At 59.3% G+C, this 23,198-nt stretch carries 18 protein-coding genes and 1 pseudogene; 12 read left to right on the forward strand and 7 right to left on the reverse strand.

The window, feature by feature from the left end; translation table 11 throughout:
- The first annotated feature begins 361 nt into the window (after positions 1–361).
- From F8N21_RS03560 to F8N21_RS03580, 5 genes are all read left to right on the forward strand, one after another.
- Positions 362–1,813, forward strand: coding sequence for an alanine/glycine:cation symporter family protein (locus F8N21_RS03560; protein ID WP_150640802.1), 1,452 nt, complete (start codon positions 362–364; stop codon positions 1,811–1,813).
- Between the two features lie 97 nt (positions 1,814–1,910).
- On the forward strand, positions 1,911–2,915 hold the full coding sequence (locus F8N21_RS03565) for an asparaginase (RefSeq protein ID WP_150640803.1): 1,005 nt from the start codon (positions 1,911–1,913) through the stop codon (positions 2,913–2,915).
- An 85-nt stretch (positions 2,916–3,000) separates the two neighbouring features.
- Positions 3,001–3,993: an AraC family transcriptional regulator gene (locus F8N21_RS03570; RefSeq protein ID WP_150640804.1), complete on the forward strand. Its 993-nt coding sequence runs from the start codon at positions 3,001–3,003 to the stop codon at positions 3,991–3,993.
- A 270-nt stretch (positions 3,994–4,263) separates the two neighbouring features.
- Positions 4,264–5,310 (forward strand): histone deacetylase family protein, encoded by a 1,047-nt coding sequence (locus F8N21_RS03575; RefSeq protein WP_150640805.1) that lies wholly within the window; start codon positions 4,264–4,266, stop codon positions 5,308–5,310.
- A complete protein-coding gene (locus tag F8N21_RS03580) occupies positions 5,307–6,407 on the forward strand; it encodes a polyamine ABC transporter substrate-binding protein (protein WP_150640806.1) in 1,101 nt (366 codons plus the stop codon). The genes F8N21_RS03575 and F8N21_RS03580 overlap by 4 nt, the downstream gene beginning before the upstream one ends.
- A gap of 49 nt (positions 6,408–6,456) precedes the next feature.
- Here the strand turns inward: F8N21_RS03580 and F8N21_RS03585 are convergent, their stop codons facing one another.
- Together F8N21_RS03585 and F8N21_RS03590 are read right to left on the reverse strand one after the other, a co-directional pair.
- Entirely contained in the window at positions 6,457–6,915 is a 459-nt protein-coding gene (locus tag F8N21_RS03585; RefSeq protein WP_150640807.1) for a hypothetical protein, read from the reverse strand.
- A 330-nt stretch (positions 6,916–7,245) separates the two neighbouring features.
- Positions 7,246–8,796 carry a PLP-dependent aminotransferase family protein gene (locus F8N21_RS03590; protein WP_150640808.1) on the reverse strand — a complete coding sequence of 517 codons (1,551 nt, stop codon included), beginning with the start codon at positions 8,794–8,796 and terminating at the stop codon, positions 7,246–7,248.
- 105 nt (positions 8,797–8,901) lie between these two features.
- Between F8N21_RS03590 and F8N21_RS03595 the strand changes: the two genes are divergently transcribed.
- Genes F8N21_RS03595 through F8N21_RS03605 form a run of 3 tightly spaced genes read left to right on the forward strand, consistent with a single transcriptional unit; the run spans position 8,902 to position 10,673 of the window.
- Positions 8,902–9,525, forward strand: a complete 624-nt coding sequence (locus tag F8N21_RS03595) for an FMN-binding negative transcriptional regulator (protein ID WP_150640809.1) — start codon at positions 8,902–8,904, stop codon at positions 9,523–9,525.
- A 9-nt stretch (positions 9,526–9,534) separates the two neighbouring features.
- Positions 9,535–9,984 carry a GNAT family N-acetyltransferase gene (locus F8N21_RS03600; RefSeq protein WP_150640810.1) on the forward strand — a complete coding sequence of 150 codons (450 nt, stop codon included), beginning with the start codon at positions 9,535–9,537 and terminating at the stop codon, positions 9,982–9,984.
- Positions 9,985–10,001: 17 nt separating this feature from the next.
- Positions 10,002–10,673, forward strand: coding sequence for a GNAT family N-acetyltransferase (locus F8N21_RS03605; protein ID WP_150640811.1), 672 nt, complete (start codon positions 10,002–10,004; stop codon positions 10,671–10,673).
- A 208-nt stretch (positions 10,674–10,881) separates the two neighbouring features.
- Here the strand turns inward: F8N21_RS03605 and oadA are convergent, their stop codons facing one another.
- Positions 10,882–12,687: a sodium-extruding oxaloacetate decarboxylase subunit alpha gene (oadA, locus tag F8N21_RS03610; RefSeq protein WP_150640812.1), complete on the reverse strand. Its 1,806-nt coding sequence runs from the start codon at positions 12,685–12,687 to the stop codon at positions 10,882–10,884.
- A gap of 11 nt (positions 12,688–12,698) precedes the next feature.
- Positions 12,699–14,114 (reverse strand): acetyl-CoA carboxylase biotin carboxylase subunit, encoded by a 1,416-nt coding sequence (locus F8N21_RS03615; protein WP_150640813.1) that lies wholly within the window; start codon positions 14,112–14,114, stop codon positions 12,699–12,701.
- Positions 14,115–14,304: 190 nt separating this feature from the next.
- On the opposite strand from F8N21_RS03615, the gene F8N21_RS03620 reads away from it, so the two are divergent.
- The gene (locus tag F8N21_RS03620; protein WP_150640814.1) at positions 14,305–15,267 is read left to right on the forward strand and encodes a LysR family transcriptional regulator; all 963 of its coding nucleotides are present in this window, start codon (positions 14,305–14,307) and stop codon (positions 15,265–15,267) included.
- On the opposite strand, the gene F8N21_RS03625 is transcribed toward F8N21_RS03620, so the two are convergent.
- Complete coding sequence (locus F8N21_RS03625) at positions 15,209–15,421, reverse strand: PA3496 family putative envelope integrity protein (protein WP_150640815.1); 213 nt, start codon at positions 15,419–15,421, stop codon at positions 15,209–15,211. The genes F8N21_RS03620 and F8N21_RS03625 overlap by 59 nt on opposite strands.
- A 236-nt stretch (positions 15,422–15,657) precedes the next feature.
- Positions 15,658–16,524, reverse strand: a complete 867-nt coding sequence (gene hexR, locus F8N21_RS03630) for a transcriptional regulator HexR (protein WP_150640816.1) — start codon at positions 16,522–16,524, stop codon at positions 15,658–15,660.
- 419 nt (positions 16,525–16,943) lie between these two features.
- Between hexR and F8N21_RS03635 the strand changes: the two genes are divergently transcribed.
- Positions 16,944–17,258 carry a hypothetical protein gene (locus F8N21_RS03635; RefSeq protein ID WP_150640817.1) on the forward strand — a complete coding sequence of 105 codons (315 nt, stop codon included), beginning with the start codon at positions 16,944–16,946 and terminating at the stop codon, positions 17,256–17,258.
- Between the two features lie 82 nt (positions 17,259–17,340).
- Here the strand turns inward: F8N21_RS03635 and F8N21_RS03640 are convergent, their stop codons facing one another.
- Positions 17,341–20,208 carry an EAL domain-containing protein gene (locus tag F8N21_RS03640; protein WP_150640818.1) on the reverse strand — a complete coding sequence of 956 codons (2,868 nt, stop codon included), beginning with the start codon at positions 20,206–20,208 and terminating at the stop codon, positions 17,341–17,343.
- Between the two features lie 246 nt (positions 20,209–20,454).
- Here F8N21_RS03640 and uvrD point away from each other — a divergent pair, with 246 nt between their 5' ends.
- Positions 20,455–22,638, forward strand: coding sequence for a DNA helicase II (gene uvrD, locus F8N21_RS03645; protein ID WP_150640819.1), 2,184 nt, complete (start codon positions 20,455–20,457; stop codon positions 22,636–22,638).
- Positions 22,639–23,023: 385 nt separating this feature from the next.
- Positions 23,024–23,198 (forward strand): annotated as a pseudogene (locus F8N21_RS31395) (hypothetical protein); the annotation flags it as partial.

Below are 23,198 nucleotides of genomic sequence, written 5' to 3' on the forward strand. Positions count from 1 at the left end.
CATGTACAGCGTCTCAAATGCCGCCAAGATCGCAGCCTTCGGCAGCTCCTACATAGATTGATGAACACCCGTAGGAGCTGTCGAAGGCTGCGATCTTTTGATCTTGCAGCCCCTCGTTTCATCGCCCGCACCACACTGTGCAGACGGACGGCACTCTCATAGGTATAGTGCCGCCCCTCTTCGCGTGAGCGGTCGTCGGTAACGAGACCCAAACCCATGCGAAACCCGAACTAACAACAACCCGCGATGTGAAATCGGGACGAACCTTCGCCCCACCCGTTTTGCCGTGCGCAAACCGGTGTAACACGATGTTTCGAAGCGGCCAGCATTTGCCTACATAAAAAACAGCGAGGAATACTCCATGCTCGAAGTCATTAACGACTTCCTCTCAGGGAAAGTACTGATCGTGCTCATTGTCGGGCTCGGTAGCTACTTCACGATCCGCTCGCGTTTCGTTCAATTGCGTCACTTCTTCCATATGTTTTCGGTGTTCGGCGACAGTCTGCGCAGTAGCGCCGGCCAGCTCAGCTCATTCCAGGCACTGATGCTCAGCCTCGCCGGTCGGGTGGGTGCGGGCAACATCGCCGGGGTCGGCATTGCCGTGACCCTCGGTGGTCCCGGTGCGGTGTTCTGGATGTGGGTGACCGCACTGGTCGGCATGTCCAGCAGTTTCTTCGAATGCTCCCTGGGCCAGCTCTACAAGCGCTGCGACTCTGAAGGCCAGTATCGTGGCGGCCCGTCCTATTACATCCAGCATGGACTGGGTAAACGCTGGTTGGGCATGGTCATGGCGGTGTTGCTGCTGGTGACCTTCGGATTTGCCTTCAATGGCTTGCAATCCCACGCCGTGACCCACTCGCTAAACAACGCCTTTGGCCTGGACACCACCTATACCGGCATCGGTCTGGCCGTGCTGTTGGGCCTGGTGTTCGTCGGTGGGATCAAGCGTATCGCCAAGGTCGCGGACCTGTTGGTGCCGGTGAAGACTCTGGTTTACATCGGCGTGACCATCTATGTGATCGTGCTGCAATTCGATCAGGTCCCGGGCATGCTGATGACCATCGTCAAAAGTGCTTTCGGCCTGGACCAGGCTTTCGGTGGCCTGATTGGCAGCGCCATTGTCATGGGCGTCAAGCGCGGCGTGTTCGCCAACGAAGCGGGTCTGGGCAGTGCACCGAACGTCGCCGCCGTGGCCTCGGTCGAGCACCCGGTGGCCCAAGGTGTGGTGCAGGCATTCAGTGTGTTCCTCGATACCTTCGTGATCTGCACCTGCACCGCGCTGCTGATTCTTCTGTCGGGCTTCTACACCCCGGGCTTCGAAGGCGACGGCATTGCCCTGACCCAGAACTCCCTGGCGGCGGTAGTCGGCGACTGGGGCCGGATGTTCATCAGCGTCGCGCTGGCGTTGTTTGTGTTCACCTCGATTCTCTACAACTACTACCTGGGCGAGAGCAACCTGCGCTTTTTGATCGGCGATAACCGCAAGGTGCTGATCGGTTACCGCGCGCTGGTACTGGTGCTGATCTTCTGGGGTGCGATCGAAAACCTCGGCACGGTGTTCGCCTTTGCCGACATCACCATGACCCTGCTGGCCTTCGTCAACCTGATCGCCCTGTTCCTCCTGTTCAAGGTCGGCATGCGCATTCTGCGTGACTATGACGACCAGCGCGCCGCGGGCATCAAGACCCCAGTGTTCGATTCCAGCAAGTTCCCGGACCTGGATCTGGACCTGAAAGCCTGGCCGGCCAATCCGCCAGCAGCGGTCACTCAAATCGAGGCCACACCTGCAGTCGTGAGCGCAGCGCAACGCTGATTGCCAAACCGGGCGCAATCCGTTGCGCCCGACGTGACACACCGCGCGGTCAGCGTCATGCTCGCCCGTACGGTGTACTCGTCCAGGAGATTCCCACATGAACCCCGAAACTTATCCCGCAGCGCAACACGTCATGGTGCTCTACACCGGCGGCACCATCGGCATGCAAGCCAGTGCCCACGGCCTGGCGCCGGCGTCCGGTTTCGAAGCACGGATGCGCGATTACCTGCACAGCCAGCCAGATCTGGTGGTGCCGCACTGGCGCTTCCGCGAAATGGCCCCGCTGATCGACAGCGCCAACATGACCCCTGCCTATTGGCAGCGCCTGCGTGAAGCAGTCATCGACGCCGTCGACGTCCAGGGCTGCGACAGCGTGCTGATCCTCCACGGTACTGACACCCTCGCTTACAGCGCCGCGGCCATGAGCTTCCAGCTGCTGGGTCTGCATGCGCGAGTGGTGTTTACCGGCTCGATGTTGCCGGCCGGTGTGACTGACAGCGATGCCTGGGAAAACCTCGGCGGCGCGTTGGTTGCGCTGGGTCAGGGCCTGGCGCCTGGCGTGCATTTGTACTTCCACGGCGAGCTGCTGGAGCCGACCCGTTGCGCGAAAATCCGCAGCTTTGGTCGTCATCCGTTTGCCCGTCTGCAGCGTCAAGGTGGCGCAGCCATGGCGCCTTCGCTTCCGGCCGAGCTGAATTACCATCAAAGCAAGCAGCTGGCAAAAGTCGGCGTACTGCCATTGTTCCCCGGCATTGATGCAGAGCAACTCGATGCTTTGCTCAGTAGCGGCATTCAGGGACTGGTGCTTGAATGTTTCGGTAGCGGCACCGGGCCGAGTGACAACCCCGAGTTCCTCGCCAGCCTGCAACGGGCGCGGGACAAAGGCCTGGTGGTCGTGGCAATCACTCAGTGCCATGAAGGCGGCGTGGCGCTGGACGTCTACGAAGCGGGTAGCCGTTTGCGTGATGTTGGCGTGTTGTCCGGTGGCGGCATGACTCGCGAGGCGGCGTTCGGCAAGTTGCATGCGCTGCTCGGTGCCGGGCTTGAGACGGCTGAGGTTCGGCGGTTGGTTGAGTTGGATTTGTGTGGTGAGTTGAGTTGAGTCTTGGGCCAGGCTTTAGATCCACGCCCCACAACCAACGGCACATAACTTGCTCGACTCCAGCATCCCCACGCTGGAACCGAACATGCTCCACTCCCATCTCACCACCCTCAACGCCGTCTCATTGGTGCTCAGGACCTTCAAGGACGAAGGTCTTTCCAGCGAAGCACTGTTGGCCGGCAGCGGCATCAGCGCGGCGGATCTGAGCCGGGCGGACACGCGCATCACCACCAACCAGGAGATGCAGGTCTGCGCCAATGCCGTCGCCCTCAAACGCGATATCGGCCTGGAACTGGGCCGGCGGATGCACGTTTCGTCCTATGGCATGCTCGGTTATGCCCTGCTCACGAGTGCCACCTTAGGTGACGCTTTGCGCCTGGCGCTACGCTATCCGGCGCTGCTGGGAACACTTTTCGAGCTGAGCCTGGAGGAGGATGGCGAACGTATCTGGCTCACGGCCGGCGACTATCGGGAGAATCCGGCACTGGCACTGTTCAACATCGAGTTCTGCCTGGTCTCGATGAAAGTCATCTGCGACGACCTGCTGGGTCAGCCGTTGCCATTGCTCGGTGCCCGCTTCGAATATCCTGCGCCGGACTACCAGATGCGCTACACCGAGCGCTTCGACTGCCCCTTGCAGTTCGATGCCGCGACCAATGCCTTCGCCTTCGACAAACGCTGGCTCGACCAGCCGCTACCGCTGGCCGACGCCATCACCCATCAAGCCATGGCCGAGCGCTGTCGCAAGCAGAACATCGAGTTCACCGGGCGTCAGGCCTGGCTCGGGCGAATCCGCAAACTACTCGCCGCGCAACTCAACGCGGCTCCGGGGCTTGAGGGTTTGGCCGAGCAAATGAACTGTTCCGCGCGCACCCTGCGGCGGCACCTCAAGGTTCTTGGTTGCAGCTATCAGGAGCTGCTCGACGAACTGCGTTTCGAGCGGGCCAAACAAATGCTGTGCGAGGACCAGCTACCGATTTACCAGATCGCCGAAGCCTTGGGATTCAGCGAAACAGCGAGTTTCCGCCATGCCTTCGTGCGCTGGAGCGGCGTGGCGCCTAGCCAGTTCCGGCCCTGAAGCAAAGATCGCAGCCTGCGGCAGTTCATACGGGGATTCGCGTAGCCCTACAAATTCGCGGGTGTATCCGGTCGCGTAGGAGCTGCCGCAGGCTGCGATCTTTTCTGGCCTCCCGCGCTCCATCCAGAGGCACACTCGCTTCGTTCAGGGGCGATTTACGGACAAATACTTTGGCCATATCGATCCCCTTTTGGCCACTCCTGCCGTTCTCTCAAACACTCTGCGCCGCAAGACTGGTATTTAACCGAATCAGCCTGCGGAGAATAAGAAATGCTGACGATTTACTCGGATGACCACCACCTGCACCACGGCCGCTGTGAATTGATGGATGGGCAACTGATGCCCTGCTTCGAAATGCCCTCGCGGGCCGATCACGTTCTGCAGCGGGTCAAAGACCGCAGTCTGGGCCCGGTGGAAGCACCGCAGGATTTCGGGCTCGAGCCCATTGAGCGCATCCACAGCCGCGATTATCTGGAGTTCTTCAAAAGCGCCTGGCAGCGCTGGACCGAGTTCGGTCGCGAGGGCGACTTGCTGCCCTACACCTGGCCGGCGCGGACCCTGCGCTCGGTCATGCCGAAAAGTCTGCATGGCCAGCTCGGCTACTACAGCTTCGATGGCGGCGCACCGATCACCGCCGGTACCTGGCAAGCGGCCTATAGCGCAGCGCAAGTTGCACTCACCGCCCAGGCCGTGATCCAGCGCGGCGCCCGCAGTGCCTTCGCCCTGTGCCGACCTCCGGGACACCACGCTGCCGGAGACTTGATGGGGGGTTATTGCTACCTGAACAACGCCGCCATTGCCGCCCAGGCATTCCTCGATCAAGGCCATAAGAAGGTCGCGATCCTCGACGTCGACTATCACCATGGCAACGGCACTCAATCGATTTTTTACGAACGTAGCGACGTGTTGTTCGCCTCGATCCACGGCCACCCGGAAGCCGAGTTTCCCTTTTTCCTCGGTTACGAAGAAGAGCGCGGCGAAGGCGCTGGCGAAGGATTCAACTTCAACTACCCTCTGGCCGCAGGCTCAGGCTGGAACAACTGGAGCGCGGCACTGGAACTGGCCTGCAAAGAAATCGAACGCTACGGAGCCGATGTCGTGGTGGTTTCCCTCGGTGTCGACACCTTCAAGGACGACCCGATCTCCCAGTTCAAACTCGACAGCCCGGATTACCTGAGCATGGGCGAACGCATTGCGCGTCTGGGCAAGCCAACACTGTTCGTGATGGAAGGCGGTTACGCAGTAGAGGAAATCGGCATCAACGCGGTGAATGTTCTCGAAGGTTTCCAGAGCACCAATGAGGAATCGGCGCAATGAACAGTCTCAAGGGTTTTATCGCCACAGCGCTGTGCGCCACCCTGTTCAGCGGCGTGGTACAGGCTGAAGAGCGCACGTTGCGGGTCTACAACTGGTTCGACTACATCACCCCCAAGGCCCTGGAAGATTTCAAGGCCGAGAATACCCAGGTGAAACTGGTCTACGACATCTTCGACACCAACGAAGCCCTTGAGGCCAAGCTGCTCACCGGCAACTCCGGCTATGACGTGGTGGTACCGTCCAACGTGTTTCTGGCCAAGCAGATCGAAGCCGGCGTGTTCCAGCCGCTGGACCGCAGCAAATTGCCAAACTGGAACCACCTCGACCCCAAGCTGATGAAACTGCTCGAAACCAACGATCCAGGCAACAAATTCGCCGTGCCGTATATGTATGGAACCATCCTGATCGGCTTCAACCCGGACAAGGTCAAGGCTGCCCTGGGCGACAACGCACCGGTGGACAGCTGGGACTTGATCTTCAAGGAAGAGAACATCAGCAAGCTCAAGCAGTGCGGTGTCGCCCTGCTCGACTCGCCGTCGGAGATTCTGCCGCTGGCCCTGCAACACCTCGGCCTGGACCCCAACAGCAAAAAGCCTGCGGACTACGCCAAGGCTGAAGCGCTGCTGATGAAGATCCGTCCGTACATCACCTACTTCCACTCTTCCAAGTACATGGCCGACATCGCCAACGGTGACATCTGCGTGGCCGTCGGTTATTCCGGCAGTTTCTCCCAGGCTGCCAACCGCGCCAAGGAAGCCAAGAACGGGGTGATCGTCGACATGCGCCTGCCCAAGGAAGGCGCGCCGATCTGGTTCGACATGCTGGCAATCCCCAAAGGTGCCAAGAACTCGGAGGATGCCTACACCTTCGTGGACTACCTGCTGCAACCTCAGGTGATCGCGCCGGTCAGCGACTTCGTCGGCTACCCGAACCCGAACAAGGACGCCACCGAGATGGTCGACCCGACGATCCGCAACAACCCCAACCTGTACCCGACCGAAGCGGCGATGAGCACGCTCTACACCTTGCAACCCTTGCCCCGGGATGCAGAACGGGCACGGACACGAGCGTGGACCAAGATCAAATCGGGGACGTAAAACCCTAAGAGCCTCCTGCCGCTACTGGCAGGAGGTTTGTTGTCTAAGGTCAGGACAATCGATGCAAGGTGCTTACCTTGAAAGTGGCTTCAGTTATTTTTTTGTAAGGTAACCCTTCAACCAGCTTCACATTGAACGAACCAGAGAACTCGCGATGGGTGGCACAACAAATACCCGCCTTGCCGTGTTCCGCGGGATATTCCTGAGACGGCTCTCCCGCGTTCTCAATTATATAACCAATGGTAACTTTTCCATCGAGACTGACATCATATTCGCCGGCACCAAGATCGTCATCAGCGGCCACTGATATATATCGACGGTTATTCCCCTCATAAATGACCCCCACCACCATCCTTACACCAAAACTGATAAAACCGCGAATATCCTGTGCCGTAAAGGAAACGCCATCAATCAGTGCAGTAAAGTGATCGTCCGCTGCCTGCTGCCGACCTTGACACTTTGTCGCCGCGATTGCCGCTTTCAGACACTTTGCGTGTGAATGTTTCATCTATATATTCCTTGATGAGTTCAAGTAAAAATTCCCGACCCTATTTATAGCTAATTGCTACTCAGCCAAGGTAATGGCCAAATGCTCAATAGACCTACAGGACGGACAATGTAGAGCCGACAACCTGGTCGACCCTTTTAGTTGATATGAGCACTTCGTCAGTGATCCACTCAATATTTATGCCCTTCGACATACACCGTCAATTCTGAAAAATGGTTTATTTGTAACCTCGTGATAAATGAATAGTGTGCGAGTAATAAACACAACCGAAGCCCTCGCTCCGCCATGATGAGAAACTCGCCGTGTGGTCAGGCCTCCCGCCTTTATCCATCATCCGCACCAAACCTTGCGCAACCGTTCCAAGGCGGCCTCGATTGCCGCCTCCGGCACCGCTGCGAATCCCAGGACCAGGCCGGCGCGCTCATTCTCGGTAACACTTGAATCCGGCAGCCAGTAGCTGCTCAAACCATTGATCTCCACATCGACACTCGCAGCTTGTTCGACCAGTTCGCGTTCACGGGCCAGGCTGTCCACCCGCACCGTCAGGTGCAGCCCGGCCGCCACGCCGGGCAAACTGCCGACTCCAGGGATATCCACAGGCCAGCCGGCCATCAGAGTGTTCCGCCGACTCAGGGCCGCCCGACGCATGCGCCGGATATGCCGCTGAAAATGCCCGGCCGCGATGAATTCGGCCATCACTGCCTGGGTGCTGACTTCCGAGTGCCGCACATCCACCGCCCGGCGCTGGGAGAAGGCCTCGACCAGCCCCATGGGCAATACCAGATATCCGAGCCTTAGCGCCGGGAATGCAACCTTGCCGAACGTCCCGACATAGAGCACTCGCCCCTGCCGATCCAGGGCGGCCAAGGGTGCCAGCGGAGCGCCGCTGTAACGGTATTCGCCGTCGTAGTCGTCCTCGACGATCCAGCCCTGAGTGCGCTCGGCCCAGGCCAGCAATTCCAGACGCCGCGCCAGGCTCATGATCACGCCGGTCGGGTACTGATGAGACGGCGTGACATAGGCCAGCCGGCAATCGCTGAAGGTCGCCAGTTCAGCGCAGTTCATGCCCTCGCTGTCCACCGCCACGCCGCGCAACTTTGCCCCCGCCACGGCAAAGGCATGGCCGGCAGCACGGTAGCCGGGGTTTTCCACAGCCACCCCATCACCAGGCTCCACTAGCAGCTGTGCACAAAGGCTGATTCCCTGTTGCGCGCCACTGGTGATCACTATTTGTTCAGCGCTGCACTGCATGCCGCGCGAGCTGCGCAAATAGGCTGCTATCAGCCCACGCAAACGCTCGTCCCCCTCAGGTGCGCCATAGCACAGTTGCCGCAAATCGGGCTTGCGCCAGAAAGCCGCATTCAGCTTGGCCCAGACTTCAAACGGGAACAGATCAAAGGCCGGTACACCCACCCGAAAAGCCCTGGGTGGACCACTCGGTGGATTGGGCAAATGATGCTTTTCCACTCGATCAAGTGCACTACTGTGGATAACTTTACTGGATGTAATTACAGGTAAATCGAGCAAATTTGTGGATAACCCTGTGGGTAAGCCTGTTGAAAACCCTGTGGATACTTTTGTGGATAGTTTTTTCGCCGGTAGCGAAGTTTCAGGCAGTTGCGCCACATAAGTACCGTCTCCCACCCGGCCCTCGATAAACCCTTCGGCATATAGCTGATCATAGGCACGAACTACGCTGTTACGAGAGATCGACAAGGCCACGGCCAGATCCCGGCTCGCCGGTAACCGTGTGCCGCTAGCCAGACGCCCATCGAGCACCCGCACCCGTAGCGCCTGATAAAGCTGACGGCTCAAGCCTTGGCGGCGATCCAGTTCAATCCCCGCAGGGTTGAACGACAAGGACAGCGGCGAGTTGCTCATCGCAATGGACCTTTGGTAATGGACCTGTGAAATTGACCATAAATGGCTCTTACAACAGACCAATAGCCTGCCTAGGATGCAGGCATTCGCCAAGGAAAATTTCCCATGTACAGCCCCAGCGCTTTTGCCGAACACGACCTGCTACAACTGCAGCAGCAGATCCTCAACAGCCGTCTGGCGACGCTGGTCACCTACGGCGAGCAAGGTTTGCAAGCCAGCCACTTGCCGTTGCTGCTGAGCCCCGAGCAAGGACCCAATGGCACTCTTTACGGGCACCTGGCCAAGGCCAATCCACAGTGGCAGGAACTGGAGGCAGGTGCCGAGGCGTTGGTCATTTTTGCTGGGGCCGATGCTTACGTCAGCCCATCGTTTTACCCCAGCAAAGCCGAGCACGGCAAAGTCGTGCCGACCTGGAACTACGTGGCCGTCCACGCCTATGGCAGCGCCGAAGTGTTCAGCGACGCCCAGCGTTTGCGCAATCTGGTCAGTGCCCTGACTGACCGTCACGAAGCCGGCCGCGCACAGCCGTGGAAGGTCGACGACGCACCCGCCCACTACATCGACGGCATGCTCAAGGCCATCGTCGGCTTCGCCTTGCCAATCCAGCGCCTGGAAGGCAAACGCAAGCTCAGCCAGAACCGCAACACTGCAGACATCGCCGGCGTGCGCGAAGGGCTGGCCGCCAGCCCCGACCTGCACGACCAGGCCCTCGCCCATTTAATGCGTTAAGGAATGACCATGAGCCAGATTGAAATCCGCCGTGTCACCGCCGACGACTACGCCGCCTGGCTACCGTTGTGGCAAGCCTACCTGCGGTTCTACAACACCGAGCTGGCCGACGCGGTCACTCAAAATACCTGGCAGCGTTTTCTCGACCCCAGCGAACCCACTCATGCAGCCCTGGCCTGGGACGGTGACAAAGCCGTGGGCATGGTGCATTTCATCTACCACCGCTCCAATTGGAGCATCGAAAACTCCTGCTACCTGCAAGACCTGCTGGTAGTCCCGCAAATGCGCGGCACCGGCGTTGGTCGGCAGCTGATCGAATTTGTCTACGACACCGCCCGCAAAGACGGCTGCGCCAAGGTCCACTGGTTGACCCATGAGACCAATGCCACGGCCATCCAGCTCTACGAGCGCATCGCCGAACGCCCCGGCTTCATCCAGTTTCGTAAAGGCCTTGTTTAAGGCTCAAGGAGAACAACATGTCGACTTCACTCGCCGATTGGAAAGGCGTCCCGGCGCCCTCGGTCAAACTCATCGAAGGGCGCTTCATCCGCCTTGAAAAACTCGATCCGGCACGGCACGGCGATGGCCTGTGGCAAGCCCTTGAAGGGCCCAATGCCGACCCGAAACTCTGGGATTATCTGCCTTATGGCCCGTTCGCCGAGCGCGCTATGTTTGATGACTGGTTGAACAACCACGCGGCCAACAGCGATCCGTATTTCTTCAGCGTGATCGACCGTGCTAGCGGCGAGGTCCAGGGGATTCTCAGCCTGATGTCGATCGTGCCGGCCCAGGGCCGGATCGAAATCGGCCACGTCACCTTCGGCGCGCCGATGCAGCGCTCGCCGAAAAGTACCGAGGCGGTTTACCTGCTGGCCAAAGAGTCTTTCGCCCTGGGCTACCGCCGCCTGGAGTGGAAATGCAACAACGCCAACGCCCGCTCCAGGCAGGCCGCCGAACGCCTGGGATTCACCTATGAAGGCGTGTTCCGCCAGCACATGGTGGTCAAGGGCCAGAACCGTGACACCACCTGGTACTCGATCATCGATTCCGAGTGGCCGGCGATTGGCGCGGGTTTTGAGAAGTGGTTGAGCGAGGAGAATCAGGCGGGGTCCGGGCAGGTCAAAACGCTGGTGGAATGTCGCGGATAAACCGTTAATTTATCGGCGCCTGACAGGTTGCCATCGCGAGCAAGCCCGCTCCCACAGGATGTTGGTGCCCACAAATGTGTGGTCAACGCGAACAATGTGGAAGCGGGCTTGCCCGCGAATGGTTCTATTGCGGTGTTTCAGGCAGGCGAAAAAAAAGGGGAGCACATGCCCCCCCGAGGTTTAAAGCGTTTCAGTCAAAGGCAGTAGATCAGCCTTCGATCTCGATCAGGACTTCGCCCGGATTGACCCGGTCGCCTTTGGCCACGTGGATGGCGGTGACTTTGCCGGCGATGGCTGATTGAACTTCTGTTTCCATCTTCATCGCTTCGGTGATCAGCACAGACTGGCCGGCTTTCACGGTATCGCCTTCCTTGACCAGCACATCGACGATGTTGCCCGGCATGTTGGTGCTGACGTGACCCGGTGCAGTGGCTTGCTTGCGTTTGCTGCTGCCGCCGCCGACGAACTCATTGAGCGGTTCGAACACCACTTCTTCCGGCATGCCGTCGATGGACAGGTAGAAGTGACGCTTGCCTTCAGCCTTGACGCCAACACCGGTGATGTCGACGCGGTAGGTTTCGCCGTGGACGTCGATAACGAATTCGGTCGGTACGCCTTCGCCACCCGCCGCGGTTACGCCGCCGGCTTCTGGAATCGGCAACAGCACTTCCGGAGTCAGGGTGCCGGCTTCGCGCTCTTCGAGGAACTTGCGGCCGATGTCCGGGAACATCGCATAAGTCAGCACGTCCTCTTCGGACTTGGCCAACACGCCGATGTCGCTACGCAGTTTGGTCATTTCCGGCTTGAGCAAATCGGCCGGACGCACGTCGATCACATCTTCGCTGCCGATGGCCTGGCGACGCAGTTTCTCGTCGACCTCGCCCGGCGCCTTGCCATAGCCGCCTTGCAGGTAGAGCTTCACTTCGTTGGTGATGGTCTTGTAACGCTCGCCGGCCAGCACGTTGAAGAACGCCTGGGTGCCGACGATCTGCGAGGTCGGCGTGACCAGCGGCGGGTAGCCGAGGTCTTTACGGACCCGCGGGATCTCCGCCAGCACTTCGGCCATGCGGTTCAGCGCGCCCTGCTCTTTCAACTGGTTGGCCAGGTTGGAAATCATCCCGCCCGGTACCTGGTTGACTTGCACACGGGTGTCGACCGCGGTGAATTCGCTTTCGAACTGGTGATATTTCTTACGCACGGCGTAGAAATACAGACCGATTTCCTGCAACAGCTCCAGGCTCAGGCCGGTGTCGTATTCGCTGCCTTTAAGCGCGGCGACCATCGACTCGGTTCCCGGGTGGCTAGTGCCCCAGGCGAAGCTGGAGATCGTGGTGTCGATATGGTCGGCACCGTTCTCGATCGCCTTGAGTTGGCACATCGACGCCAGGCCGGCGGTGTCATGGGAGTGGATGAACACTGGCAGCGATTGTTCGCTTTTCAGTGCCTTGACCAGCTCGCCCGTGGCGTACGGGGTCAGCAGGCCGGCCATGTCCTTGATCGCAACGGAGTCGCAACCCATGGCTTCCATCTGTTTGGCCTGGGCCACGAAGGCTTCGATGGTATGCACCGGGCTGGTGGTGTAAGCGATGGTGCCCTGGGCGTGTTTGCCCGCGGCTTTCACCGCTTCGATGGCCACCCGCAGGTTACGCACATCGTTCATCGCATCGAAGATGCGGAACACGTCGATACCGTTGACCGCCGCTTTGGCGACAAAAGCCCGGACCACGTCGTCGCTGTAGTGACGATAGCCCAGCAGGTTCTGCCCGCGCAGGAGCATTTGCAGACGAGTGTTAGGCAACGCGGCGCGCAGTTTGCGCAGACGCTCCCACGGATCTTCCTTGAGGAAGCGCACACAGGCGTCGAAGGTCGCGCCGCCCCAGACTTCCAGCGACCAGTAGCCGACTTTGTCGAGCTTGTCGCAGATCGGCAGCATGTCGTCGGTGCGCATGCGGGTCGCCAGCAGTGATTGGTGGGCGTCACGCAGGATGGTGTCAGTTACATGGATCTTGGACATTGTTGTATTCCTCACAGGCCTGCGTGGGCGGCAATGGCGGCGGCGATGGCCAGGGCCAGCTCTTCGGGTTTGCGCTTGATCGAGTAGTTGGTCAGTTCCGGATGGCTTTCAACGAAACTGGTGTTGAACTGACCACTACGGAATTCCGGGTTACGCAGGATTTCCTGGTAATAGGCGGCGGTGGTCTTGACCCCTTGCAGACGCATGTCGTCCAGGGCGCGCAAGCCACGGTCCATCGCTTCTTCCCAGGTCAACGCCCACACCACCAGTTTCAGGCACATGGAGTCGTAGTACGGCGGGATGGTGTAACCGGTGTAGATCGCCGTGTCGGTACGAACGCCGGGACCGCCGGGCGCGTAGTAACGGGTGATCTTGCCGAAGCTCGGCAGGAAGTTGTTTTTCGGGTCTTCGGCGTTGATCCGGAACTGCAGCGCGAAACCGCGGTGCTGAATGTCTTCCTGCTTGACCGAAAGCGGCAGACCGGAGGCGATGCGGATCTGCTCGCGAACGATGTCGATGCCGGTGATTTCTTCGGTGATGGTGTGTTCCACCTGCACCCGGGTGTTCATCTCCATGAAGTACACCTCGCCCTCGGCGAGGAGGAACTCCACGGTACCGGCGTTTTCGTAACCCACGGCCTTGGCTGCGCGCACCGACAGGTCACCGATATAGGCGCGCTGTTCGGGGGTCAGTTGCGGGCTCGGAGCGATCTCGATCAGCTTCTGGTTGCGGCGCTGGATCGAGCAATCACGCTCGAACAGGTGCACCACATTGCCAAAGCTGTCGCCGAGGATCTGGGCTTCGATATGCTTGGGATTGACGATGCATTTTTCCAGGAAGACTTCCGCCGAACCAAAGGCCTTGGTCGCTTCGGAAATCACCCGTGGGAAAGCTTGTTCCAACTCTTCGCGGCTGTTGCAGCGGCGAATGCCGCGGCCGCCACCACCGGAAGTGGCCTTGAGCATCACCGGGTAACCAATGCGCTCACCTTCAACCAGGGCTTCGGCGATGTCCGCGACATTACCTTCAGTGCCCGGGGTCACCGGCACGCCGGCCTTGATCATGCTGCGGCGCGCTTCGGTCTTGTCGCCCATGCGGCGAATCACTTCTGCCGAGGGCCCAATGAATTTGATCCCGCGTTCGACGCAGATATCTGCCAGCTCGGCGTTCTCCGACAGGAAGCCGTAGCCGGGATGCAGTGCATCACAACCGGTTTCCACTGCCAGGTTCACCAGCTTGCGCGGGTTCAGGTAGCCGGCCAGAGGGTCGGCACCGAGACTGTGAGCCTCATCTGCGCGCTTCACATGCAAGGCATGGCGATCGGCGTCAGAATAGACCGCGACCGAGCGAATACCCATCTCGGCGCAGGCACGTACGATTCGTACGGCAATTTCCCCACGGTTGGCGATCAGGATCTTTTTTATCACTTGGAGGTTCCCTTGAGCCGATTGCACCAACGACCCGCTAGACCGGGTCGACGAGTGACCAAATGTTTCAAGTCAGTCGCAACACCCACACTAGCCCCCTCAAGGGATTAACAAAAATCAATAATAATTGGGTTGGCCATAAGCAAAGACTTATAGTTGATTTATCACCCCGCGCCGAGAGTCCTAAAAAATGCGTAAGTCCTTGATGCGTATGACATTGCGCCAGCTTCAGATTTTCAACGAGGTCTGCGATTTACGCTCCTACAGCCGCGCGGCCGAGGAAATGTCTCTCACACAGCCGGCCGTCAGCCTGCAGATTCGTCAGCTGGAAGAGCTGATTGGTCAGCCTTTGTTCGATTATGTCGGTAAAAAACTCTACATGACCGAGGCCGCCGAAGCCTTGCAACGGGCCAGCCGGGACATTTTCGGGCGCCTGGCCAACCTCGACATGCAGCTGTCGGACATGCAAGGTTCGTTGCAGGGGCAACTGAAGCTGGCCGTGGAATCCAGTGCCAAGTACTTCGTACCGCACCTGTTCGCCGCGTTCAAGCACCTGCATCCGGAGGTCAATCTGCACTTGATGGTGATCAACCGGGCCCAGGCCATTCGACGCCTGTCGGACAATCGTGACGACCTGGTGATCATGTCCATGGTCCCGCAGGACATGGGCCTGGAGTTTTTGCCGTTCCTCAACAACCCGATCATCGCCGTGGCGCCACCCGACCATCCACTGTGCCATATGGGGCCGCTGCGCCTGCAGGACCTGGAGCCTTATACCCTGCTGTTGCGTGAGCAAGGCTCGGGCACGCGACTGGCGTGTGAAGAGTATTTCAAGGAAAAGCGCGTGCACTTCTCGCAAACCCTGGAAGTGGCTTCAGCGGAGGCCCAGCGCGAGTGCGTGGTGGCGGGTCTGGGCGTGGCGCTACTGACGCGCCACGCCCTGAACCTGGAATTGGCCACCGGCACGCTCAAGGAGTTGCCGGTGGAAGAGCTGCCGCTTTACCGCAGCTGGTGCGTGGTGCAGGCCAAAGCCAAGCGCCTGTCACCGGTGGCGCATGCGTTCCTGGGATTTATCCGCAGCGAACGGCTACAGATCAGCGGGCTGGCTGAGCGTTTCGACGGGAAGCTGCCGGCGCTGCCTGCCAGTAATTGAGTTCAGCCGAATCAGCAAAGTCACCAATCTCGGCGAGCAACTGACGCTCCTCACAACGATGCTCGATCGCGCGGCGAAATTCCATGCGGCGCTGGTCTTCTTGCTGACGACGGGTTCTGACGGCGCTATTGCGTGGATCGTAGGACTGGGCCATTTCGAGCCTCCCAAGACGATTACGGGAGTTACACGATGGACGTCGGGGATGACGGTTTGGCGGCGTGGGGGTTACAGAGATGTGAATGTTGCCGAGTGGCGAGAGTCTTGGGGTCTGCGGGATGGCTAAAAGATCGCAGTCTGCGGCAGCTCTTACGGGATTTGCGTACACGCGCAATGGCATGGATGTAAGAGGTTTGCGTAGGAGCTGCCGAAGGCTGCGATCTTTTGCTCTTATCAATCGTCCAGGGCTTTGACCGACTTGGGTGACAGACGCAAGCTGCGCAGGCTGCGTTTGACGCTCTTGAGGTGATTGACCAGGCTCGGACCGCGGGCCATGGCCACGCCCATGGCCAACACGTCGATCACCACCAGGTGAGCGATACGCGACGTCAGCGGCGTGTAGATTTCGGTGTCTTCATGCACGTCGATCGCCAGGTTGATGGTCGACAACTCAGCCAATGGCGTCTGACTCGGGCACAGAGTGATTAGCGTCGCGCCGCTTTCGCGGACCAGATTGGCGGTGATCAGCAGGTCCTTGGAGCGCCCGGACTGGGAAATACAAATCGCCACGTCGGTGGGCTTGAGCGTGACCGCCGACATCGCCTGCATGTGCGGGTCGGAATAGGCCGCCGCAGTCAGCAGCAAGCGAAAGAATTTGTGCTGGGCATCCGCCGCCACCGCGCCAGACGCACCAAAGCCGTAGAACTCGACGCGCTGGGCCTGGGACATGGCGGAGACCGCGCGCTGCAAGGCCACCGGATCGAGGTTCTCGCGCACTTCCATCAGCGTGTGCAGGGTGGTGTCAAAGATTTTCAGGCTGTAGTCGGCCACCGAATCGTCTTCATGGATCGCGAACTGCCCGAAGCTCGCGCCGGCCGCCAGGCTTTGCGCCAGCTTGAGCTTCAAGTCCTGGAATCCCGAGCAACCAATGGCGCGGCAGAAGCGCACGATGGTCGGCTCGCTGATCCCCACATTATGGGCAAGATCGGCCATGGAACTGTGCATCACAGCCGCAGGGTCAAGCAGCACGTGATCGGCAACCTTGAGTTCCGACTTGCGTAACAAATGGCGTGACTGGGCGATGTGCTGCAACAGATTCAAAGGGCTGGACTCGTTGATATTGGCAAATGCCAGGGATGTAGCGCGCTTGTAGTTATACTACATGAATCGGCTTTTTGCCCGCCAAATACGTAACTCAATGCCAGCGTTTGGCCCAAGGATTAGGCCGTGCACACGCAATGTAGCCATTTTCGCACGTTGACCCCAGCAAAGCGCCGGCTTCACTTTCAAGACCTTTGAAGCTCGTGAGTCCTCTTATCGCTGCCAGAAACAGCAAGCATCAACACATCAGCCTTAAAAAACGCCAACACCCTATAAACAAAACAATAAAACATTCACTTATGCCCGACATGGCGAACAAAGTTACAAGCTGAATAGATTTACCGCTCCACAAAAAAGTATTTTTCGCCAACAATAATCGTGCAGGAAGCAATTCAATTTTAAATAAGGAATTATCAACCATGAGTATTAAAAACAGTGACTGGGTCGCGCAAATCAACCGTATGCCAGGGGACGCCTTCTTCCGTGTCTACGGAACCGTGACAGTGGCGCACCCCGGCATTATACCGACATTGGTAGTGAGCCCAATGGAGGACAAGTCCTCCGATCTGAGACTTGACCTGGAACTTAAAGATTCTGGTGATATTACAACACAAGTTTTAACGGAAAAAGCGGTCACCTATAAGAACCCAAGCGACTCAAGTGTCAGCTGCGTCAGTATCTTCTACGAAGGCAAACTGTTGCATCATATTAAAGAAGTATCGATTACCCACTAAGACAAAACAACACCCGTAGTGCATTCCTGCCAGGCTAATCATATTACCTGGCAGGAATTTTCCTGGGTGTCTACAATACAACTCACTCCGGGCACTCGCCCCTTAACAAGCCGGCAAGCTTGACCGCCTCCACCGGCCGGCTGATCAGATACCCCTGCACTTCATCACAGCCCTCAGCCTTGAGGAATTCCAGCTGCTCCTGATGTTCGACCCCTTCAGCCACCACCTTGAGCGACAGCCCATGAGCCATGGCGATGATCGCCCGAGTGATCGCCGCGTCCGCGCTACCTTCGGCCAGACCACGGATAAAGGCTTGATCGATCTTTACATAGTCCACCGGAATGCGCTTGAGGTAGCTCAACGACGAATATCCGGTACCAAAGTCGTCGATCGCCAGTTTCACCCCCAGATCTCGCAGCTGCTGGAAGGTCGCGATGATGTGCTCGACGCTGTCCAGCAATTGGCTTTCGGTCAGTTCCAATTCGAGGTAGCGCGGCTCCAGCCCGGTTTCCTCCAGTACCTGGCGAACCAGACTGACCAGCTTGCCCTGGCGCAGTTGATGCACCGACAGGTTGACCGAAACCCGGATCGGCTCCAGCCCCTGACGCTGCCATTCGCAGGCTTGCCAGCAGGCCTGACGCAACACGAACTCGCCGATCGGGCCGATCAGACCGGTTTCCTCGGCGAGCCCGATAAAATCGCCTGGCGGCACCCGGCCCATGGTCGGATGATCCCAGCGCACCAGGGCCTCGGCGGCATTCAAACGGCCGGTGGCCAAGCATAGTTTGGGTTGATAGAACACCTTCAATTGCCGTTCTTCGATAGCCTTGCGCAACTGGTTTTCCAGCTGCAAGCGCTCCAGCGTGCTGGCTTGCAGGCTCTCGGTGTAAAACTGGAAGTTGTTGCCACCCAGGTGTTTGGCATGTTGCATGGCAATATTCGACTGACTGACCAGGGCCGAAATTTCCCGCGCGTTGTCCGGCAACATGCTGATGCCCATCGACGCACTGACCACCAACTCATGCCCATCCACCGTCAATGGCAAACGCAGCTTGGTGGCCAGCCGGGTTGCCACCCGCGCCAGGCTGGAGAGACTGCTGTATGTGTCGAACAGCACTGCAAACTCATCGCCGGACAAACGCGCGATGGTGTCGGCCTCCGGCAGCGCATTGACCAGTCGACGCGACATTTTTTGCAGCAATTGGTCAGCGACCTCATGCCCGAGGCTGTCATTGAGCAACTTGAAGCGGTCCAGATTGATGTGCAGCAACGCCAGGCTACGGCCGCCCTGGCGCACCCGTTGATGGGCTTCCTGCAGTCGTTCGCGAAACAGTGAGCGATTGGCCAGGCCGGTGAGCTCATCGTAATGGGTCAGGTAGCGCATCCGCTCTTCGGATTCACGCCGGGCCGATAGATCGGCGAAGAAGCCGACAATATGGCTCACATGTCCCCGCACATCGCGCACCGCGTTGAGCTGCAGCCATTGCGGATAAAGCTCGCCGTTCTTGCGCGCCTCGACCAGCTCCCCCTGCCAACTGCCATGCTGCTCCAGTGCCTGGTGGATCACCGAATAATGTCGGCGCGCATCCCGGCTGCACGGTAAGTCGACGACATTGCGCCCGAGCATGTCGTCAATCTGGTAACCGGTCACCCGACTGAACGCCTGATTGACCGCGATCAATTGGTAATTCGGATCGAAAATCACAATGCCTTCACTGGCCGCTTCGAACACGGTGGCCGCCAGGCGACGCTGCTCTTCCAGCTCCTTGCTGCTGCTGATATCGCGCCGAGTGCCGACCATACGAGTCACCCGACCGGTCTTGCTGCGCTCCACGGCCCGCCCACGGTCCTCGACCCACACCCAGTGCCCATCGCGATGGCGCACGCGGTACTCGATCTGGTAATCCTCGGTACGACCTTTCAGGTGCTCGACCAGGGCGCGCTTGAGCGGCAGCAGGTCCTGTGGATGCAACCGCGGCCTGAGATGGCTGAGCATCGCCGTCACGTCCTCGGGATCCAGGCCGAACAGCTCCTTGAGCTGCGTGTGATGGACCTCATCGGTTTGCAGATTCCAGTCCCACAACCCCAGCTCACTGGCCTTTAACGCCAGGCCCAGACGCGCTTCGCTTTTGCTCAAGGCCTGGTTTGCCACATCCAGCTCCCGGCTGCGCTGCGCCACGCGGCCTTCCAGGCCCACCTGAGCCTCACGCAATCGCTCTTCGGCACTGCGCCGCTGCTCGATTTCCCGAGCGAGTTCCTGATTGAGCTGTGCGCTGCGTCTTTGGGCCTGCTGCAAATGTTCGATCAACGCCTGGTTCTGGAAGCGCCTGAGCAAACCGCGCTGAATCAATCGATTGACCTGCCAGGCGACAACGCTCAAGGAGCCCAGCAGTATCAGTCCCAGCCAGCCCCAGCCTTGCTGCTGTTCGTCGTCCCCCCAGAATAAATAGCCGATCGCCGGCAACAGGCAGGGCAATGTAAAGGACAGGAATGCCGGCAGACTGACGGCATAGGCGACACTGGCCGACAGCGTCGCCGCCCCGATCAGGCCGAAGACCCAGGCCTGCTGCAGGAAACTGTCGGTCGGTACCAGGGCGATGCCGGCGCCGGCCAGGGTCAAGCCACTCACGGCCGAGCCGAGCAAGAACATTCGCTGCCAGATCGGCTGTACCTGGCGATCCGGGATCGCCGAATCGAACGCCGCGACCTGAATGACTCGCAAGGCGACCAGCGTCAGCAGCCAGACCAGCCAAATACTGACCAGCACATAACGCTGCGGGCTCCAGAGCAGCCAGGCGCAGACCAGACCATTGAGCAACATGAATAACGTGGGCAGTAGCGAGCCCTGGTAAAGCAGGCGCGTGCGTTCGACCGCCATTTCCATGGCGTAATGCTTGCGTATAACCCGTGGCTCCACAGAGGGGCCTGTCAGGCTAGTGCTGAATGTCATAGGCAGTATTCTTATAATGGTGAGCCCGAAACGTCGACCGAGCATACACAAGCAACTGCCCGGACCAAACTGCTCCAGATCATTAAGCCGATAAAAGAAATAGCCCTCGAACCTGCGCCAGAGTGCTCGATCGAGCCCCACCAATGCCTGCAACGAGTAACTGACCGGTCGTCCCCGGCGTTTCTTTTTATCGGTTAAACCAAAGCTCGGTTTGCCCGGTGTGGTCCAGCGCCCTAGAATGCTCCGATGCGCGATGATCTCTCCTTTCTGCTGAACTCCCTCAACGATGCCCAACGCCAGGCCGTAGCTGCCTCCGTGGGTCGTCAGTTGGTCCTGGCCGGTGCTGGTTCCGGTAAAACCCGTGTGCTGGTGCACCGCATCGCCTGGTTGATCCAGGTCGAGCAGGCCTCGTCACACTCGATCCTGTCGGTGACCTTCACCAACAAGGCCGCTGCCGAGATGCGTCATCGCATTGAGCAGTTGCTGGGCATCAGCCCGGCCGGCATGTGGGTCGGTACCTTTCACGGCCTGGCGCACCGCCTGTTGCGGGCGCACTGGCAGGAAGCGGGGCTCAGCCAGACCTTCCAGATCCTCGACAGCGACGACCAGCAACGGCTGGTCAAGCGGGTGATCCGCGAGCTGGGGCTGGACGAGCAACGCTGGCCGGCCCGTCAGGCTCAGTGGTTTATCAATGGGCAGAAAGACGAAGGTCTGCGCCCGCAACACATTCAAGCCAGCGGCGATCTGTTCCTGGCCACCATGCGCAGCATCTATGAGGCCTACGAGGCCGCCTGCCAACGCGCCGGGGTGATCGACTTCTCCGAGTTGCTGCTGCGCGCCCTTGATCTGTGGCGCGACCACCCGGGCTTGCTGGCGCACTATCAAAAGCGCTTCCGCCATGTGCTGGTGGACGAGTTCCAGGACACCAACGCCGTGCAGTACGCCTGGCTGCGGCTGTTGGCCAAGGGCGGCGACAGCCTGATGGTGGTCGGCGATGACGACCAGTCGATCTACGGCTGGCGTGGGGCAAAAATCGAAAACATCCACCAGTATTCCGAAGACTTCCCGGACGCTGAAACCATTCGTCTGGAACAGAATTACCGCTCCACCGCCGGGATCCTCAAGGCCGCCAACGCCTTGATCGCCAACAACACCGGGCGTCTGGGCAAAGAGCTGTGGACCGATGGCGGCGAAGGCGAAGCGATCAACCTGTACGCTGCCTTCAACGAGCACGATGAAGCGCGCTACGTGGTGGAAACCATCGAAAGCGCCCTGAAAACCGGCCTGGCTCGCAGCGATATCGCCATTCTGTATCGCTCCAACGCCCAATCCCGGGTACTGGAAGAAGCCTTGTTGCGCGAACGCATCCCTTACCGGATCTACGGCGGCCAGCGCTTCTTCGAACGTGCCGAAATCAAGAACGCCATGGCGTACCTGCGCTTGCTCGAAGGTCGCGGCAACGATGCAGCGCTGGAGCGGGTAATCAACGTCCCGGCCCGGGGCATCGGCGAGAAAACCGTCGAAGCGATCCGCGAACACGCGCGCCACAGCGATGTGTCGATGTGGGAAGCAATGCGCCTGCTGGTGGCCAATAAAGGCCTGACCGGTCGCGCAGCTGGCGCCTTGGGGGCGTTTGTCGAGCTGATCGAGAACCTTGCGGCGAAAACCGTGGACATGCCACTGCACCTGATGACCCAGACAGTCATCGAGCAGTCCGGGCTGATTGCCTATCACGAGGCGGAAAAAGGCGAGAAAGGCCAGGCTCGGGTAGAAAACCTTGAGGAGCTGGTCAGCGCCGCGCGCAACTTCGAAAACCCCGAAGAAGACGCCGACCTGTCGCCGCTGGCGGCTTTCCTTGGCCACGCGTCGCTGGAAGCCGGCGATACCCAGGCCGACGAACACGAAGACAGCATTCAGCTGATGACGCTGCACAGCGCCAAAGGCCTGGAATTCCCTTACGTGTTCCTGGTGGGCATGGAAGAAGGCCTGTTCCCGCACAAGATGAGCCTGGAAGAACCTGGCCGCCTGGAAGAGGAACGCCGTCTGGCCTACGTGGGCATTACCCGGGCCATGCAAAACCTGGTAATGACCTTTGCTGAGACTCGACGCCTGTACGGCAGCGAAACCTACAACAAGGTTTCCCGCTTCGTACGCGAAGTACCGAAAGGGCTGATTCAGGAAGTGCGGCTGTCCAACAGCGTCAGCCGACCGTTCGGCGGCGGCCAGAAGCAAAGTTCGAGCAGCATGTTCAGCGGCACCGAGATTCCGGAAACCGCATTCAGTCTTGGCCAGCAGGTGCGGCACTCGGTATTCGGCGACGGGGTGATCCTCAACTTCGAAGGCGCCGGTGCTCAGGCACGGGTCCAGGTGAACTTCAGCGAAGGCAGCAAGTGGCTGATGCTCGGTTATGCCAAGCTGGAAGCCGTCTAAAGGCTGCCTGAAAGACTTATGTGGGTGCGGGCTGGCTTCGGGCGGCAATCCGACGATGACGCGCGGTGTTTCTGATAAACCGCGGTGCTGCCATCTCGAGCAATCTCGCTCCCACAGGTTGATCTGATAGAAGGTTCGGCACATGGGCTCCCGTCGGGATATTGGTCAGCCTGGCCTTGATTTTGTACGCCACGGACCAATATCAGTCACATTCCTACAGAACTTATCCAACTGGCCTACAGCCCAAACATTAACGGCCTTACGCCCCCCGACTGCGTTTACTCACAGACGGCCAGGCAAAAGCCCGAAACACTCTGCCGCTAGCCAGCAACACTTCACCTGTGCAACATGGCGCGCGTGCCATCCACAAATGGGAATTCCCTTTATGAAACGTTTTCTTAGCATCGCCATGGCGTTGTGCATCGGCCTGACGATGAGCCTCGACGCCAATGCCAAGCGCTTCGGTGGCGGCAAAAGCGCCGGCGCTGCGCCGACCCACCAGACTAGCCAGATGGCTCCGTCCTCCACCGGTGCCGGCTCTGCAGCCGCTACCGCCGGGG

The organism is Pseudomonas fluorescens (assembly GCF_902497895.1).
In the GTDB taxonomy this organism is placed as follows: domain Bacteria; phylum Pseudomonadota; class Gammaproteobacteria; order Pseudomonadales; family Pseudomonadaceae; genus Aquipseudomonas; species Aquipseudomonas fluorescens_BP.